The 16,301-nt window shown below is 61.1% G+C and carries 17 protein-coding genes; 11 read left to right on the forward strand and 6 right to left on the reverse strand.

The features are described from left to right. The first annotated feature begins 35 nt into the window (after positions 1-35). The 5 genes from mgrA to HX898_RS03700 all read left to right on the forward strand — a co-directional run bounded on the left by mgrA (position 36) and on the right by HX898_RS03700 (position 5,766). On the forward strand, positions 36-1,067 hold the full coding sequence (gene mgrA / locus HX898_RS03680) for an L-glyceraldehyde 3-phosphate reductase (protein ID WP_138329167.1): 1,032 nt from the start codon (positions 36-38) through the stop codon (positions 1,065-1,067). Between the two features lie 98 nt (positions 1,068-1,165). After that, positions 1,166-2,779, forward strand: coding sequence for a glycoside hydrolase family 43 protein (locus HX898_RS03685; RefSeq protein WP_138390985.1), 1,614 nt, complete (start codon positions 1,166-1,168; stop codon positions 2,777-2,779). A 451-nt stretch (positions 2,780-3,230) separates the two neighbouring features. Continuing rightward, a complete protein-coding gene (locus HX898_RS03690; RefSeq protein WP_138390986.1) occupies positions 3,231-4,157 on the forward strand; it encodes an ABC transporter ATP-binding protein in 927 nt (308 codons plus the stop codon). Further along, complete coding sequence (locus HX898_RS03695) at positions 4,154-4,915, forward strand: ABC transporter permease (RefSeq protein ID WP_027667579.1); 762 nt, start codon at positions 4,154-4,156, stop codon at positions 4,913-4,915. The genes HX898_RS03690 and HX898_RS03695 overlap by 4 nt, the downstream gene beginning before the upstream one ends. A gap of 113 nt (positions 4,916-5,028) precedes the next feature. After that, entirely contained in the window at positions 5,029-5,766 is a 738-nt protein-coding gene (locus HX898_RS03700) for an SDR family oxidoreductase (protein WP_180194032.1), read from the forward strand. Here the strand turns inward: HX898_RS03700 and HX898_RS03705 are convergent. The 5 genes from HX898_RS03705 to HX898_RS03725 form a co-directional block, all read right to left on the reverse strand. Beyond that, on the reverse strand, positions 5,729-6,652 hold the full coding sequence (locus HX898_RS03705; RefSeq protein WP_180194033.1) for a LysR family transcriptional regulator: 924 nt from the start codon (positions 6,650-6,652) through the stop codon (positions 5,729-5,731). The genes HX898_RS03700 and HX898_RS03705 overlap by 38 nt on opposite strands. A gap of 100 nt (positions 6,653-6,752) precedes the next feature. Next, on the reverse strand, positions 6,753-7,190 hold the full coding sequence (locus tag HX898_RS03710; protein ID WP_138329174.1) for an EamA family transporter: 438 nt from the start codon (positions 7,188-7,190) through the stop codon (positions 6,753-6,755). 265 nt (positions 7,191-7,455) lie between these two features. Then, positions 7,456-8,157: a TIGR02281 family clan AA aspartic protease gene (locus HX898_RS03715; protein WP_180194034.1), complete on the reverse strand. Its 702-nt coding sequence runs from the start codon at positions 8,155-8,157 to the stop codon at positions 7,456-7,458. Then, entirely contained in the window at positions 8,154-8,372 is a 219-nt protein-coding gene (locus tag HX898_RS03720; RefSeq protein ID WP_180194035.1) for a DUF1289 domain-containing protein, read from the reverse strand. Before HX898_RS03720 ends, HX898_RS03715 begins: the two co-directional genes overlap by 4 nt. An 18-nt stretch (positions 8,373-8,390) precedes the next feature. After that, positions 8,391-9,173 (reverse strand): adenosylcobinamide-GDP ribazoletransferase, encoded by a 783-nt coding sequence (locus tag HX898_RS03725; RefSeq protein WP_180194036.1) that lies wholly within the window; start codon positions 9,171-9,173, stop codon positions 8,391-8,393. 182 nt (positions 9,174-9,355) lie between these two features. Between HX898_RS03725 and cobT the strand changes: the two genes are divergently transcribed. Together cobT and HX898_RS03735 are read left to right on the forward strand one after the other, a co-directional pair. Beyond that, positions 9,356-10,372: a nicotinate-nucleotide--dimethylbenzimidazole phosphoribosyltransferase gene (gene cobT / locus HX898_RS03730; protein WP_180194037.1), complete on the forward strand. Its 1,017-nt coding sequence runs from the start codon at positions 9,356-9,358 to the stop codon at positions 10,370-10,372. A gap of 156 nt (positions 10,373-10,528) precedes the next feature. Then, a complete protein-coding gene (locus tag HX898_RS03735) occupies positions 10,529-10,918 on the forward strand; it encodes a diacylglycerol kinase (RefSeq protein ID WP_180194038.1) in 390 nt (129 codons plus the stop codon). 105 nt (positions 10,919-11,023) lie between these two features. Here HX898_RS03735 and HX898_RS03740 read toward each other — a convergent pair whose 3' ends face one another. Next, positions 11,024-12,559 (reverse strand): HAMP domain-containing sensor histidine kinase, encoded by a 1,536-nt coding sequence (locus HX898_RS03740; protein WP_027667588.1) that lies wholly within the window; start codon positions 12,557-12,559, stop codon positions 11,024-11,026. Positions 12,560-12,665: 106 nt separating this feature from the next. Between HX898_RS03740 and HX898_RS03745 the strand changes: the two genes are divergently transcribed. The 4 genes from HX898_RS03745 to HX898_RS03760 all read left to right on the forward strand — a co-directional run bounded on the left by HX898_RS03745 (position 12,666) and on the right by HX898_RS03760 (position 16,190). Continuing rightward, positions 12,666-13,223 carry a thermonuclease family protein gene (locus tag HX898_RS03745; protein WP_180194039.1) on the forward strand — a complete coding sequence of 186 codons (558 nt, stop codon included), beginning with the start codon at positions 12,666-12,668 and terminating at the stop codon, positions 13,221-13,223. A 4-nt stretch (positions 13,224-13,227) separates the two neighbouring features. Beyond that, positions 13,228-13,860, forward strand: a complete 633-nt coding sequence (locus HX898_RS03750) for a uracil-DNA glycosylase family protein (protein ID WP_180194040.1) — start codon at positions 13,228-13,230, stop codon at positions 13,858-13,860. A 69-nt stretch (positions 13,861-13,929) separates the two neighbouring features. Beyond that, positions 13,930-14,418 carry an Lrp/AsnC family transcriptional regulator gene (locus tag HX898_RS03755; protein ID WP_003540387.1) on the forward strand — a complete coding sequence of 163 codons (489 nt, stop codon included), beginning with the start codon at positions 13,930-13,932 and terminating at the stop codon, positions 14,416-14,418. 716 nt (positions 14,419-15,134) lie between these two features. Further along, entirely contained in the window at positions 15,135-16,190 is a 1,056-nt protein-coding gene (locus HX898_RS03760; protein ID WP_138329182.1) for a porin, read from the forward strand. Positions 16,191-16,301: the final 111 nt, after the last annotated feature.

Below are 16,301 nucleotides of genomic sequence, written 5' to 3' on the forward strand. Positions count from 1 at the left end.
CGCTTTTCCCGGAATTGCTTTTAAGGATTGGGATCATGAGCTGGCAACCAGCCGCAGACCGTTATTCGAAAATGAAATATAACCGCACGGGCCGTTCTGGCCTGAAGCTGCCGGCCGTCTCGCTCGGCCTTTGGCACAATTTCGGCGGCGACACGCCGCATGATCGCAAAATCGATATGTGCCGCACGGCCTTCGACCTCGGCATCAGCCATTTCGACCTCGCCAACAATTACGGCCCGCCTCCTGGCAGCGCCGAGACCGCCTTCGGCGAAATCATGCGCACCGAATTCGTCGGGCTTCGCGACGAACTGATCATCTCATCCAAGGCCGGCTACGACATGTGGCCCGGCCCTTATGGCGAATGGGGCAGCCGCAAATACCTGATCGCCTCCTGCGACCAGAGCCTGAAGCGCATGGGCCTCGATTATGTCGACATCTTCTATTCGCACCGCTTCGACCCGGAAACGCCATTGGAAGAGACCTGCGGCGCGCTCGACCATATCGTCCGTTCCGGCCGGGCACTCTATGTCGGCATCTCCTCCTATAATTCGCAGCGCTCGCGCGAAGCTGCAAAGATCCTCAAGGATCTCGGCACGCCGTGCCTGATTCACCAGCCGAGCTATTCGATGCTCAACCGCTGGGTAGAGGACGACAGGCTGCTCGATACGCTGGATGAGGTCGGCATGGGCTCGATCGTCTTCTCGCCACTCGCCCAGGGCATGCTGACGACGAAATATCTCGGCGGCATTCCCGAAGACAGCCGCGCGGCGCAGAACCACTTTCTCAAGCGCGACTACATCCGCCCCTCGATCATCGACAATATCCGCAAGCTCAACGAGATCGCCGAAAGGCGCGGCCAGACGCTGGCGCAGATGGCGATCGCCTGGGTACTGCGCGGCGGCCGCGTGACCTCGGCGCTGATCGGCGCAAGCCGCTCGTCGCAGATCGTCGATTGCGTCAAGGCGCTCGACAATCTCGAATTCAGTGTAGAGGAGCTTGCTGAGATCGACGTTTATGCCCGCGAGGCCGACATCAATCTCTGGGCCAAGTCCGCCGAACGCGAATAGTCATCTCAGGCCCGGAGGCAAGTCTTCCGGGCCTTTTACTGTTATAATCTGATGTACGTACAGCAAAAAAAGCACCGCCGTTCGGAGGAGACCCTGTCATGATCCGCAATCCCATCCTGCCCGGGTTCAATCCCGATCCGTCGATCTGCCGCGTCGGCGCTGATTATTACATTGCCACCTCGACCTTCGAATGGTTTCCCGGCGTGCAGATCCACCATTCGCGCGACCTGGTGAACTGGACGCTGGTGCGCCGGCCGCTGGAGCGCAGATCACAGCTCGACATGCGCGGCAATCCCGATAGCTGCGGCATCTGGGCGCCTTGCCTGTCCTATGCCGACGGGCAGTTCTGGCTGGTCTATACCGACGTCAAGCGCTACGACGGCAATTTCAAGGATGCGCCGAACTACATCGTCACGGCACCTACGATCGAGGCCGAATGGTCCGAGCCGGTCTATGTCAATTCCTCCGGCTTCGATCCCTCGCTCTTCCACGACGATGACGGCCGCAAGTGGTTCGTCAACATGCAGTGGAACCACCGTACCGAAAGCTATGGCGGCTCGCCGAAATCGCCGGCCTTCGACGGCATCCTGCTGCAGGAATGGGATCCGGCGGCAAAGGCGCTGAAGGGGCCGATCAACAATATTTTCGCCGGCAGCCCGCTCGGCCTCGTCGAGGGTCCGCATCTCTTCAAGCGCAACGGCTGGTATTACCTGACCACCGCAGAGGGCGGTACCGGCTACGACCATGCCGTCACCATGGCGCGGTCGCGAAAGATCGACGGACCCTATGAGATGCATCCGAACATGCATCTCATCACCTCCAAGGATCACCCGGGCGCGGTGCTGCAGCGGGCAGGGCACGGTCAATATGTCGAGACGCCCGAGGGCGAGGCCTATCACACCCATCTCTGCGGCCGGCCGCTACCGCCGAAACGGCGCTGCACGCTGGGGCGCGAGACATCCTTACAGAAATGCGTCTGGCGCGACGATGACTGGCTCTATCTTGAAAACGGCACCTCAGTGCCCGATGTCGATGTGCCGGGCCTCTTTGGCGCGGTGCCCGTGGAAAAGCCGATGCGCAGCGAATACAACTTCGACGGCGGCACATTGCCTGCCGATTTCCAGTGGCTACGCACGCCCGAGCCCGCGCGCATCTTCAACCTGACGGATCGTGTCGGCCATTTGCGCCTGATTGCGCGTGAGAGTATTGGCTCCTGGTTTGAACAGTCGCTGGTCGCCCGCCGTCAGGAACACCACAGTTTCCGCGCCGAAACCGTGATCGACTTCTCGCCCGACACCTATCAGCAGGTTGCGGGGCTGACGCATTACTACAACCGCCACAAATTCCACGCCGTCGCGGTGACGCTGCACGAAACACTCGGCCGCTGCGTGACGATCCTCTCCTGCAACGGCGACTACCCGAACGGACGCCTGAGCTTTCCCGTCGACAGCGGCGTGGCGATCGCCGCCGAGGGCCGCGTCCAGCTCGCCATGGAAATCCGCGAGAACGACCTGCAATTCTTCTGGCAGACCGAAGGCAAGGGCGCCTGGCAACCGATCGGCCCGGTCCTCGATGCCGGGGTGATCTCAGACGAGGGCGGACGCGGCGAACATGGCTCCTTCACCGGCGCTTTCACCGGCGTGTTTGCCTTCGATACGTCGGGCCGGGCGAAGGCCGCGGATTTTGACTGGTTCAATTACGACGAGCTGTGAGGGGCACCTAGTCGCTTTCATCCACGGTGGACTACAGAAAGAATGAGCTGGGAAACGAAAAAAGAAAGCCGGCGCAGGGCCGGCTAAGACGAACGCGGCTGAACAGGGGATACTGGCCGGTTCCAAGCACTTCGTAACTGAACAATAACTTTGACTACATGCCGAGGCAGCAAAAAAGGGGTGCAACGAGAACACCCGGAGACGGCTCCGCAAAGGGGTGGCGGCGGGGCGGATGCCGGTGCTGGCCTCGGCTCCCTTATCGGGCATGAAGATCACCGGATGATGACATCTGAAGCCGACGCTGCCTTTCTTTCGCCGGCCAACCGCTTCGGCGGGCCAACTGTGTTGGCAGCACGTGAATGCAGTGTTCATGCGCTAAAGGATGTTAAAGCGTTACAAAGGGACTATATAGCGGGCCGAAGTAACTTCCGAGAATCCGCAAGAGTCCCGCATGGCCCCCATCATTTCCGTTCAGAACCTCACCAAGACCTACTCCAATGGGTTCGAGGCCCTGAAGGGCATCAATCTCGACGTCGAAAAGGGTGAGATCCTGGCGCTGCTCGGGCCGAACGGCGCGGGCAAGACGACGCTGATCTCGATCATCTGCGGCATCGCCAATCCGAGCAGCGGTCGGGTGCTGGTCGCAGGCCACGACGTCGTGAAGGATTTCCGCGCCACCCGCGGGATGATCGGGCTGGTGCCGCAGGAGCTCACCACCGATCAGTTCGAGACGGTGTTCAATACAGTCAGCTTTTCGCGCGGGCTGCACGGCAAGAAAGCCAATCCTGCGCATATCGAGAAGGTGCTGCGCGCGCTGTCGCTCTGGGACAAGAAGGACAATATGCTGCGCCAGCTCTCCGGCGGGATGAAGCGACGGGTGCTGATCGCCAAGGCGCTCTCGCATGAGCCGGATATCCTTTTCCTCGACGAGCCGACCGCCGGCGTCGACGTGACGCTGCGCAAGGACATGTGGCATGTCGTCGAAGAGCTTAGGGCCTCTGGCGTCACGATCATCCTGACCACCCATTATATCGAAGAGGCCGAGGAAATCGCCGACCGCGTCGGCGTCATCAATGGCGGCAAGTTGCTGCTCGTCGAGGACAAGGCGGCGCTGATGGCCAAGCTCGGCCGCAAGCAGCTCATCCTCGATCTCACCGAACCGCTCAGCCGCCTGCCGGATTGTTTTGCCGGCAACGGGCTGACGCTGGAAGCAGACGGCAACCGGCTGACCTATGATTTCGACGCTGGCAACGAACAGGAAAGCATCGCGGCCCTGCTGACCCGGCTCGGTGAGAACAATATCCATTTCAAGGATCTCTCGACGCGGCAAAGCTCGCTCGAGGACATCTTTGTGGCGCTGGTGGGAGCGGAAAAATGAACATCGAGGCCGTCAAATCGATCTATTTCTTCGAGATGGCGCGCACGCGCCGCACGCTGCTGCAGAGCGTCATCTCGCCCGTGATCTCGACCTCGCTCTATTTCATCGTTTTCGGCGCCGCGGTCGGATCACGCATCCAGGAGGTAGAGGGTGTGTCCTACGGCGCCTTCATCACGCCCGGCCTGATCATGCTGACGCTGCTCGGACAGTGCATCAGCAACGGCTCTTTCGGCATCTATTTCCCGAAATTCACCGGCACGATCTACGAGGTGCTTTCCGCGCCGGTGGCGATGACGGAGATCCTGCTCGGTTATGTCGGGGCGGCGGCGACCAAGGGAATGATCATTGGCTTCATCATCCTCCTGACCGCCAATCTCTTCGTCGACGTCAGGATCGAGCATCCCTTCATGATGATCCTGTTCTTCCTATTGACGGCGATCACCTTCAGCCTGTTCGGCTTCATGATCGGCATCTGGGCCGGCAATTTCGAACAGTTGAACCTCATTCCCATGCTGGTTGTGCCCCCGCTGACCTTCCTCGGCGGCAGCTTCTATTCCGTCAGCATGCTGCCACCCTTCTGGCAGGCGGTCAGCCACCTCAACCCGGTGCTCTATCTCGTCAGCGGCTTCCGCTGGAGTTTTTACGGGATCGCCGACGTCAACCCGGCGATCAGCCTGGCGATGATCACGGTGTTCCTGGTGATCTGCCTGGGAACGCTCGCCTGGATCTTCAAGACCGGTTACCGGCTGCGCAACTGACTATTCACCCGAACACGCGCCATCGGAAAACTCGATGACGCCATCGGTTTCTTCCGTTTTTCTTCCGCTCTAATCCGAGGCATCTGCTGCATCAGCCGAGAAGGAGATGGCAGATGACGGATATCAGGATCGAAGGCGCGAAGATCATTATTGTTGGCGGCAGTTCCGGAATGGGGCTGGCGCTGGCGAGGCGTTTACTCGGGGAAGGGGCGGCGGTGACGATCGCCGGACGCAGCGAAGATAAGCTTACGGCGGCCCGCCGCAATCTCGGCGAGCATCCTGGATTGGCGACGGTTGCCGTCGATATATCGCGCGAGGAAGAGGTCGCGGCGCTGTTTTGCAATAGCGGGCCGGTCGATCACATCGTCAGCACGGCGGCCGATATCGAAGGCGCCTATCAGCTGCTGGCTACGGTCGAGCTTACGGCGGCGCAAAGGGTGGTCGAAAGCAAAATCTACGGGCCGCTGCTGCTGGCAAAATATGGTGCCGCCCATCTGCCGCCCTCAGGATCGATCACCTATACATCAGGTGTCGCGGCCTACCGTCCGGCGGCGCGTGGATCGGTGGTCGCAGCCGTCAATGCGGCGCTCGAAGGCTTGGTCAGGGCGCTTGCCGTCGAACTGGCGCCGATCCGGATCAACGCGGTGTCTCCCGGATGGGTAGATACGCCGATCTGGAGCTTCGTCGCCGGCGAGGCCAAGCAGGCGACGCTTGATGCGATGGCACAGCGCCTGCCGGCTGGACGCGTTGGACGGCCCGATGATATTGCCGATGCGATCCGCTTCCTGATCGGCAACGGATTCACCACCGGCACTATCCTGCATGTCGAAGGCGGGCATCGGCTGGTCTGAGCGGCGAGAGTTCCTCGCTTGCCGATTGCAGCAGGAGGGTAAGCGCCGGCGGCTGTACGCGCCTGCGCCGCCACATCATCACCAGTGAAGCGGCAGGTGGATTGCCCGGCCATGGCAGTTCGACGACGTCGCCCCGTGTTGCGGCCGGGCCGACCGCAAGGCGCGGCACGAGGCCATAACCGGTGCCGGATGCGACGAGCCGGACGATCGTCGCGATGCTGTCGGCTTCGGTGACGATTGATGGTGCTGCAATCTGCGCTTCGGCGAAGGCAGTGTCGAACAGGTGACGGTAGACGCAGCCGGTTTCGGTGGCGACGAAGGGGGCGGTGCTCAGTGTCGCGAGGCTCACCGGTGGTCGGGCTTGTGAATCGCCGCCGGCAATCAACACCAGCGGTTCGCTGCAGATGCGGCGCGTCAAGAAGCGCTCATCCTGCTGTCCGCGATCGAAGGTGAAGGCGACGTCGATCGAGCCCTGCTGCAATTGCGCAAGTAATTCGCCGCTGCCGCCGACCTTGAGCTTGAGGCCGACGTCTGGGTTCTTCCCGCGAAAGAGTGACAGCCACGGTGCCAGTCTTTCGGCGGCGATGGTTTCGAGCGTGCCCAATGTGACGGACTGCTCCGCACTGCCGGCCGCGGCGCTGACGGCGGCATTCGCTTCGTCGTTCAGCGCCAATATCTCTTCGGCGTAAGCCTTGAGGACCGAACCTGCCGCTGTCGGGACGACGCCCTGCCGGGAGCGGAGGAAGAGTTCTGCGCCCAGTTCCTCTTCCAGCGCCTGTATCTGGTCGCTGAGGCTTGACTGAGCGAGATTGACCTCGGCAGCGGCGCGCGTGAGATTCTCCTGCCGGATCACCGCAAGGAATGTCTTCAATTGTCGTGGGTTCATGTCGAGCTCCGGTACGGCGCGCAGAGGCGCCTGGACTCAGGATATCAACAAAGCAGAAGGCGCTGCAACGCAGGAGCATGTGGCGGCGCACCAGTTCCCGTCAAGCGCTGCTGACGAGAAGGGCGCCCGAGATGATGAGGAGGGTGCCGGCGACGAGCTTCATTACGTCGAGCTCGGAGGCTTCGCCGAGAAAGACGGCGCCTATCGCCAGCGTCACCAGTACGTTGCAGCTCCAGATCGGCGCGAGTTTTGAGACGGGGACACCGTAAGTGAAAAGCGCAAAGCTGATGAGGCCGGTGCCGACGGCAAAGCAGGCGCCTGCGGTGGCGGCAAAGCCGAGACCTTCGGCGGTCCAGGGGGCAGGGCGCCAGATCAGGGCGGCGATCAGGCCAGCCAACGCACAGGCGGCGCCGAAGGCGATCAGGTAGACAGCGGAGCCGGTGGCTGATGTGGCGCTCTGCTTCTGGAAGATGGCGGTGATGCCCCAGAACAGGGCGGGCAGAACGCCGCCGATGACGATCGGCCAGAGTGAATTCATCGCGAAGCTCCTGTCGCACCCATGGGTCAAGGCCTCGCCTCGGGCGAAGGCCGGTCGAACATGCGGTGCCACCAGACTACAGCGCCGCGCGTCTTTTCAGACGCGCAAAGGACGCTGTAGCACTTTGAATTGTTGCATAATTCCTTAAATCGATTCCGATTTAAGGAATTATGCGGCAGGAGTTTCTTTTTGCTCTTTGTGGTCTTGTTGTTCTTGCGCTCAAGCTGCCAGATCCGGTCGTCGCCGTAAAGCGGTGGAGCCGCAATTAGTCGCGCATGCGGAGTTCGTCGGTCTGCATCTGCAGCGAGCCCAGCGTTTCCAGGAAGCTCATACCGAGCAGGCTCTGGTCGAGCCGGCCATCCTCGGAGACGCTGGCTGCGACATTGTTGCGGACGATCGGGCCGATCGCTACCTGGTCGAGCGTGACGGGTGCTGCGCGGCCGCGGCCGTTGGCGGTCATGACCGTCATGGAATAGGTGAGGCGGGAGAGGTCGATGCCGATCCGTTCGGCATCTTCGCGCGACAGCGCCACCATGCTGGCGCCGGTATCGACGAGCATCTCGATCGTCTGGCCGTTGACCGCGACATCGGCTTGGAAATGGCCGTTCAGCAGCTTGTGCAGGATGATCTCCTGGCCGCCCTCACTCGTCGTGACGACGACGGCGCGACCGGGAACGAGGCCGGCGAGCAGCCTGTTGCCGACGCCGAGCGCTTCCTGGCGATAGAGGTAGACGGTCACGAGCGCCAGGATGATGACGAGCCAGATCATCATCTGGCGCATCGTTTCGCCGACACTGCGCCGGCTCGCCCAGATGCCGGCAGACAGCATCAGTGCGATCGGCAGCAGATAGACGACGCGGCCGAAGTCATCGCTTTGCAGGCCGAGGATGCGGCTGTTGTCATTGTTGACGATCAGCGCGGCAAGGCCGATGCCGATGACGACGAGGAAGACGGTCAAACGGATCATAGAGGCCGCTCCGGCCCGGCGACGAGGCTTGATTTCATATGGTTCGCCACCGTGGCGGAACCTGCAAGCCTTGCCGGCAGCAGCGCTATGATCCGCCTTCGCTCAGTGTCGGAATAGCTCGTCCAGCTGCCGATTTCCTGAAGAGTCCGGCCGCAGCCGGCGCAAAATCCGGTGGCTGAAACCAAGGAGCAGAGGTGAATGCACGGTGTTTGCATGAAGGATATATCGGAGTTTCAAAGTGCCGTGGCAAGGGCGCAAAGAGTGGCGATCTCGCAAATTTGCTGCGTCGCGCCCAGCGTATCGCCGGTGTGGCCGGCAAGCTTGCGGCGGATGAAAGCGGTGAAGGCAAACCCTGCGATGCCGGTGGCGAGCAGGCTTGCAACCAGCGGCCGCAGGCCGAAGGCCGGCCAGATCAGAAGCGCTGCGACGAGGCCGGCTGAGGCGAGCGCAAACTGCATCGCCGCCTCGTCCGGCTGGCCGGTCGAGGCGGCCACGCCATCGGCCTTTGCCGGTGCCAACCGCTGCCAGTGCCAGGCGATGGCACCGCGGCTGAGGGCGGCGACGGCAGGAATGGCAAGCGCGGCTGCGAGTGGCGAGGAATGGCGGGCGATCACAGCAAGCGCGGCTGCGCGGATCGCGAAGGAGAGGATCAGCGCTATCGCGCCATAGGTGCCGATCCGGCTGTCTTTCATGATGAGGAGGCTCTGTTCGCGGCTCTTGCCGCCGCCAATGCCGTCGGCCGTATCGGCCAGACCGTCCTCGTGCAGCGCGCCGGTGACGAGGACCTGGATGGAAAGCGCGATCAAGGCTGTCATCAGCGGGTCCGCACGCAGCCCCAAAAGCAGGAGGAGCGCGAGTGCGGGGATGAAGCCGATGACGATGCCGGCAAAGGGAAAGGCGCGCACCAGCCGGCCGAGCCTGCCGTCATAGCCTTTGAACAGCGATTGCGGCATTGGAATGCGGCTGAGGAAGGCGACGGCGCGGGCGGTATCGACCGCATAGTCCTTGATCTTCATTCTGCTTCGTTCTGCCAGAGGTCTCGGCTTGTGGTCTCGGCTTGTGGTCTCGGCTTATGGTCGCGGCGGCGCTTTTGGAGTTGTTCGCTTCGTCCGCCCGCTTTAAGAGAGTGGCCATCCGCAAAGAAGCTGATTTGCGTGGAAAAAACAAGAATACCCGGATTCATAGGAAAACCGCACAGATGAGCGTTTCAGGTCTGCCGTTCGACGATTTCCGTACCCTTCTTCGCGATCTGCCGGGCCCGGATGCCCGCGCGCTGGTGGCGGCGCGCGAACGTGACGCGCAGCTGACCAAGCCGCCGGGCGCGCTCGGACGGCTTGAGGAAATCGCCTTCTGGCTTGCTGCCTGGACGGGCCGCACACCTGCCGTCAACCGGCCGCTGGTGGCGATCTTTGCCGGCAATCACGGCGTCACCAGGCAGGGCATCACGCCCTTTCCGCCAACGGTGACGCAACAGATGGTCGAGAATTTTGCAGCCGGCGGTGCGGCAATCAACCAGATCTGTGTCGCCTATGATCTCGGGCTGAAAGTCTTCGATCTGGCGCTCGATTACCCCACCGGCGACATCACCGAGGAGGCAGCCCTTTCCGAGCGCGATTGCGCCGCGACCATGGCCTTCGGCATGGAGGCGATCGCCGGCGGCACCGACCTGCTCTGCATCGGCGAGATGGGTATCGGCAATACGACGATTGCGGCGGCGATCAACTATGCGCTTTACGGCGGTTCGGCGCGTGACTGGGTGGGACCCGGCACCGGTTCGGAAGGCGAGATGCTGGAGCGCAAGATCGCGGCGGTGGAAAAAGCGGTGGCGCTGCATGGTGACCATCTCGACGATCCGCTCGAGATCATGCGCCGGCTTGGCGGCCGCGAGATCGCGGCGATGGCCGGCGCCATCCTTGCCGCCCGCATGGAGCGCATTCCGGTGCTGATCGACGGTTATGTCGCGACCGCAGCGGCGGCGATCCTGAAAGCCGCCAATCCGTCCGCGCTCGATCATTGCCTGATCGGCCATGTTTCCGGCGAGCCCGGACATTTGCGCGCAATCGAGATGCTCGGCAAGACGCCGCTTCTGGCGCTTGGCATGCGGCTCGGCGAAGGCACTGGTGCGGCGCTAGCCGCCGGCATCGTCAAGGCGGCCGCCGCCTGCCATTCCGGCATGGCGACCTTCGCCCAGGCAGGTGTGACCAACAAACATTGAGGCTGCGGTCGGCGCCGCCGATCCCGCGGTCGGCACTGCCGATCCGCCCGTGTTCGCTTGCGCCGCTCAAATGGATTCGGTATTTGCGTATTCGCTCATCGAAGGGGACGGCAAAGCCTTTCCCGGTCTGATGCAACGGCAAGAGGAGAGGGCATCTTGACGAAGCCTGCGGTGACGAAAGAGACCGGAATTCGGCATTTCATCGCCGCCGCCAGCTATTCCTGGGCGGGCTTCCTGCGGGTGTTGAAAGAGGCGGCCTTCCGTCAGGAACTCGGTTTCTTCGTCGTTTCGATCGCGGCACTGGCGCTCGTCGGTGCAAGTGCTGGCGAGATCGTCGTCGCGGTGCTTCTGTTTCTCGGGCTCTTTTCGATGGAGGCGATGAATACCGCCGTCGAAGAGGTGATCGACCGGATTTCGCCGGAGATTTCGATCGTCGGCAAACATGCCAAGGATCTCGGCTCCTTCGCGGTGACCTGCATGATCGCCGCCTGCTGCCTTTATGTCGGCTTCGTCCTCGGCAAGCACCTGTTCTTTGGAACCGGATGATTTCACGCTGGATCGGCCGGAAGTCATCCGGATTCAAGTCTAAAAATTGAAGCATGATGTTGCCCGAAAACCGCTCACACTTTTCGGCTTCATGCTTTAGCTGAATCAGGCAAAACTCTTGCGCTTGCGCGCGACGGCCTGGGCCTCCTCGACGGCCGGCAGGCTCTGGAGCACGCGCTTGGCGGGCAGAATGGCGATAACCTCGGTGCCCTCGCGCAGCTTCGATTTCAGCAGGAACTGTCCGTCATGCTTGGCAAGGATCGCCTGGACGATCGGCAGGCCGAGGCCGGTACCCTGTTCGGCGCTCTTGATGGCGATCGAGCCCTGGCCAAAGGCCGACAGGACGACGGGAATCTCTTCTTCCGGAATGCCAGGGCCATTGTCCTTGATCGAGATGTACTGTCCGCCGCCAGCTGTCCAGCCGACCTTGACGTGGATCTCGCCACCCTGCGGCGTGAACTTGACGGCATTGGAGAGAAGGTTGAGCACCACTTGGCGCATCGACTTCTCGTCGGCCCAGATGGCCGGAAGCTGCCGCTCGAACTGGTCCGAAATGGCAATGTTCTTGGCGCGGGCGCGCAGCTGGACCATGCCGATGCAATCTTCGGTGATATCGAGAAGCGAGATCGCCTCCTCGCTCAACTCGTATTTGCCGGCCTCGATGCGGGAGAGGTCGAGGATCTCGTTGATGAGATCGAGCAGATGCTGGCCGGAGCGGTGGATATCGCCGGCATATTCCTTGTAGGTCGGATTGGCGAGCGGGCCCATGACTTCGGCCGACATCACCTCGGAAAAGCCGAGGATGGCGTTGAGCGGGGTTCTGAGTTCGTGAGACATGGAGGCAAGGAAGCGCGATTTTGCGAGGTTTGCCTCTTCGGCGCGGCGGCGAGCCTCGTCCGACATCGATTTCGCCACTTCCAGCTCGGCGATCAGGTCGTCCTTCTCCGATTGGTAGGAAAGGATCCTGAGGTTCGACTTGAAGAGCCGGTCGCTGATATAATTGAAGAAGACGAGGGTGGTGGTGAAGAGCCCCGTCAGGCTGATTTCGAGGAGGTCGCGCGACAGGCCGCTCTTGGCGGCAAGCGCCAGGACCGCCGGCGAGAAGGCGGCGAGCACGGCGGGCGTCAGCATGAAGTTCGACATCGCCGTGACGGAGAGCGCGATCAGCAGCGTGGCGCCCTTATAAAGAATGAAGCTCGATGGCTCGCAGGTGTCGCAACCCTGCAATGCGAAGACGGCCCAGCAGCAGCCAATCAGGAACTGGCCGGAGAGCAGCAGGCGGCGCCATTTGCGGGCGCTCTCGGCGGTGATCTCCTGCCGGCGCGCCCGCCTTGCAAGCAGGATATTGCCGGCGTGACAGGTGAGTGTCAGCAGCGCCCAGAAGATCAATTGCGTATTCTGGGTGAAATAGACGCCAAGCGCGGTGATGATGACGACGAAGAGCGGCATGATCGTCGCGCCCTGCAGCACCGACGCCACATACATGTCGAGCACGTCACGATCGAAGGAGGAATTGGACGCATGACCGGACTGAAGACGTTCGCGCGTCTGCCGCACGGCCTTGGAAACGGCCTTGTTGCGGTGGCTGCGCGACCTGTCGACGATGATCTTGTCGGTCGATGTGCTTACGCCGGTACTCATGTGCACGTTGAAACTTCATCCCAGGGTGGATAAGAGCTTAACCGGCAATTCTTAAGAAGATGTTTGCCATCTTTGCCAAGGATTTGTTTTTTAAGGAGGCAAAAGCGTGACACGGGGCCTGCGCCTGATTCGCGACGGCGTGATTGCTTTTGCCCTGCTGGCGCTCGTGGCGCTGATCGCCGCCAAGCTCAACGATGCAGCAAAAATCGAGCATGCGGGCGCCTTCCATGCCGCCGACGGCGACAGCCTGGTATTGGGAGACGAACGTTTGCGCCTCGAAGGCATCGATGCGCCAGAACTCAACCAGAGCTGCGAGCGGGCGGGGAAAGCCTGGGCCTGCGGGCGCGCGGCGCGCGAGGCGCTGCAGGACATGGTGCTGGTATCGGGAACGCTTTGTCAGGGCAGCCGGCGCGACCGCTACGACAGGCTGCTGGTCGTCTGCCGGAGCGGGGCAGGCGGCGATATCAATGCCGCCATGGTCCGCCGGGGCATGGCGATTTCCTATGGCGATTATGGCAAGGAGGAGGCTAAGGCGAAGGCTCAGAGGGCGGGCCTCTGGGCCGGGACTTTCGAGCGGCCGCGCGATGTGCGCGATCATGCGCGCCAGAGTTCCGGTTTCGATGGCGCCCTGCGCTTCATCGGGCAGATCGTCGGGTGGGAGTAAAGCCATGAGCGACGAAGCCATGCTGGAGACGCTGCGGCGGGAGATCGCCTGCTGTCGCATCTGTCGAGACGCACCGGCGAAAGGCCTCGAATACCGGCTGCAGCACGAGCCGCGGCCGGTGGCGGTGATCTCATCGAGTGCGCGCATCCTGATCGCAGGGCAGGCGCCCGGGCTTCGGGTGCATGAGAGCGGCCTGCCGTTCGACGACGCATCGGGAGACCGGCTGCGATCATGGCTCGGCGTTGACAGGGCAAGCTTCTACGACCGAGACCGATTCGCCATCGTGCCGATGGGCTTCTGCTTTCCTGGCTACGACGACAAGGGCGCGGATCTGCCGCCGCGGCGCGAATGCGCGCCGTTCTGGCGGCAAAGAGTGATCTCGGCCATGCCGCAGATCGAACTGGTGCTGGTCATCGGCCAATATGCGCAGGCCTGGCATATGGCCGGCGAAAGGCAGGACAATATGACCGAGACGGTGCGAGCGTGGCGCGACAGTCTTCTGTCCGACCGATCGCCGGCGGTGCTGCCGCTGCCGCATCCGAGCTGGCGCAATAGCGGCTGGCTGAAGCGCAATCCCTGGTTCGAGAAAGAATTGCTCCCGGTCCTGCAGGAACGGACGAAAATGCTGCTTTCCTGAAACAAAATTCTTTTCGTTGCGCGGAATCGAGTTATACAAAGAAAATAATTCGAAAGGACTGTTGTGCGCATGGATCGCCTCGACCGAAAAATACTGCGTCTTCTGCAAGAAGATTCGACGCTTGCCGTTGCCGATCTCGCCAAGAAAGTGGGTCTCTCGACGACGCCGTGCTGGCGGCGCATCCAGAAGATGGAAGAAGACGGCGTCATTAAGCGCCGAGTCGCCATTCTCGATCCGGAGAAGGTCAACACCAAGGTCACCGTCTTCGTGTCGATTCGCACTGCCACCCATTCGATTGAATGGCTGCGTCGCTTTTCCGAGGTGGTCGCCGAATTCCCCGAAGTGGTCGAATTCTACCGGATGAGCGGCGATGTCGACTATCTCCTGCGTGTCGTCGTGCCCGATATCGCCGCCTATGACGCTTTTTATAAGCGGATGATCGCCAAGATCGAGATTCGCGACGTTTCCTCCGCCTTTGCGATGGAGCAGATCAAGTATTCGACGCAGCTGCCGCTCGACTACATGATTCTCGACAATGCCAAGTCCAACGAGGATTGAGGTCAAGCGTGCGGCCATGACCGCACGCGATCATGCAAAATGCAACGAGGACTGGGACCAGGCGTGAGTCTGACCGGGGATATGCCCGTTGGAGGCGAGGTGTGACACGCTGGCCGCACACTAGAATGCCGGTTCGGCAAGACCGAGTTCTGGCATATGCGGTCGGCGTTTGCAAAAAAGCCTCAAAAATAGCGAAAAAACGCTCAAATCTCCCCTAATTCCTGGAAAAATGAATAGCCTGGTAAGGATTCCGGGGTTATGGTCGATGAAACCAATGGGCGATATGTCATAATTTTGTCTCATTGGTATCGAATTCAGGACACCATGTTCTAAACCGCCACCTTGTTTGTGCTTGTTAGCCGGCGGTAGAGTTTATGCGCTTCACCAGTATGTTCGACGGGGGTCGGGCGGTGGAGAATTTGACAAAGGGGTGTAGCGTTTGCGGCTTGCGATGGAAGATTTCCGTCGCGGAGCCGTTTGGCGTGTCTTTCGTCTAAATATCTGAAATTGTTGTATAAAAATCACGTTGTCGGGGAAAGTATCCGGTGAGAACCCATCTGGCGTGTATCGAGAATTGCTTGATAGGGCCTTGTATGTGATGACGGTTTGGCGGTTCGATCGATCCGCACGCCGAGATGGCTGTTCAAACTGGGCCGGCTTCAAATCGACTACCCGATCTGAAGCCAGCCCCGATCGACAAAGGAATGGATTGGTAAATGAACATCAGAATGGTTTTGCTTGCATCAGCAGCAGCATTTGCTGCATCGACGCCGGTTCTTGCAGCTGACGCTATTGTTGCTGCTGAGCCGGAACCGGTTGAATATGTTCGCGTCTGCGACGCTTACGGCACCGGCTACTTCTACATCCCGGGCACCGAAACCTGCCTCAAGATCGAAGGCTACATCCGTTTCCAGGTCAACGTTGGCGAAGATGTCGGCGGCGATTCGGACTGGGATGCCGTCACCCGCGGTCAGGTTCAGTTCACGGCCAAGAGCGACACCGAGTATGGTCCGCTGACCGGCGTCATCGTCATGCAGTTCAATGCTGACAATGCCACCGATCAGGACGCCATCCTCGACTCCGCTTACCTCGACGTCGCGGGCTTCCGCGCCGGTCTGTTCTACAGCTGGTGGGACGATGGTCTCTCCGGTGAAACCGACGACATCGGTTCGGTCGTAACGCTGCACAACTCGATCCGCTATCAGTATGAAAGCGGCACCTTCTACGCTGGCATCAGCGTCGACGAACTGGAAGACGGCGTCTACCAGGGTACCGTGGATCCCGTCACCGGCGTCTTTACTGCGGACGATGGTCCGAACAATGTCGGCGTTGCCTTCGGCGTTGGCGGCACTGCCGGCGCATTCAGCTACCAGGTCACCGGTGGCTGGGACGTCGACAACGAAGACGGCGCTATCCGTGCAATGGGTACGGTTGACATCGGTCCCGGCACGCTCGGCCTCGCAGGCGTTTACTCTTCCGGCCCGAATTCCTACTACTCCTCAGCTGAATGGGCTGTCGCTGCCGAATATGCTATCAAGGCAACCGACAAGCTGAAGATCACCCCGGCCGTTCAGTACTACGGCAACTACTTCGGCGGTGGCACGGAAGTTCCGGAAGACTACGACGGTCTCGGCGATGCTTGGAAGGTTGGTCTGACGGTTGATTACCAGATCGTCGACAACTTCTACGCCAAGGCTTCGGTTCAGTACCTCGATCCGGATGATGGCGACGACTCCACGACGGGCTACTTCCGTCTGCAGCGTTCGTTCTAATCCACTTGGTGGATATGCTCCCGGTCTTCGGACCGGGAGCACTTAAATCAGTTTCTGATCCGAGTGACCTCCGATCAGCTACGGGGACGGGTCCGGTCTTCCCTGCCGGAC

It is taken from the genome of Rhizobium sp. WYCCWR 11128, assembly GCF_013416305.1.
GTDB classification, from domain to species: Bacteria; Pseudomonadota; Alphaproteobacteria; order Rhizobiales; family Rhizobiaceae; genus Rhizobium; species Rhizobium indicum.

Coding starts and splice junctions, on each gene's coding strand:
- HX898_RS03725 (WP_180194036.1), bottom strand. CDS start 9,173: ATGAAGATCAAGGACTATGCGGTCGATACCGCCCGCGCCGTCGCCTTC.
- cobT (WP_180194037.1), top strand. CDS start 9,356: ATGAGCGTTTCAGGTCTGCCGTTCGACGATTTCCGTACCCTTCTTCGC.
- HX898_RS03700 (WP_180194032.1), top strand. CDS start 5,029: ATGACGGATATCAGGATCGAAGGCGCGAAGATCATTATTGTTGGCGGC.
- HX898_RS03715 (WP_180194034.1), bottom strand. CDS start 8,157: ATGATCCGTTTGACCGTCTTCCTCGTCGTCATCGGCATCGGCCTTGCC.
- HX898_RS03720 (WP_180194035.1), bottom strand. CDS start 8,372: ATGCAAACACCGTGCATTCACCTCTGCTCCTTGGTTTCAGCCACCGGA.
- HX898_RS03695 (WP_027667579.1), top strand. CDS start 4,154: ATGAACATCGAGGCCGTCAAATCGATCTATTTCTTCGAGATGGCGCGC.
- HX898_RS03705 (WP_180194033.1), bottom strand. CDS start 6,652: ATGAACCCACGACAATTGAAGACATTCCTTGCGGTGATCCGGCAGGAG.
- mgrA (WP_138329167.1), top strand. CDS start 36: ATGAGCTGGCAACCAGCCGCAGACCGTTATTCGAAAATGAAATATAAC.
- HX898_RS03690 (WP_138390986.1), top strand. CDS start 3,231: ATGGCCCCCATCATTTCCGTTCAGAACCTCACCAAGACCTACTCCAAT.
- HX898_RS03710 (WP_138329174.1), bottom strand. CDS start 7,190: ATGAATTCACTCTGGCCGATCGTCATCGGCGGCGTTCTGCCCGCCCTG.
- HX898_RS03740 (WP_027667588.1), bottom strand. CDS start 12,559: ATGAGTACCGGCGTAAGCACATCGACCGACAAGATCATCGTCGACAGG.
- HX898_RS03755 (WP_003540387.1), top strand. CDS start 13,930: ATGGATCGCCTCGACCGAAAAATACTGCGTCTTCTGCAAGAAGATTCG.
- HX898_RS03750 (WP_180194040.1), top strand. CDS start 13,228: ATGAGCGACGAAGCCATGCTGGAGACGCTGCGGCGGGAGATCGCCTGC.
- HX898_RS03760 (WP_138329182.1), top strand. CDS start 15,135: ATGAACATCAGAATGGTTTTGCTTGCATCAGCAGCAGCATTTGCTGCA.
- HX898_RS03685 (WP_138390985.1), top strand. CDS start 1,166: ATGATCCGCAATCCCATCCTGCCCGGGTTCAATCCCGATCCGTCGATC.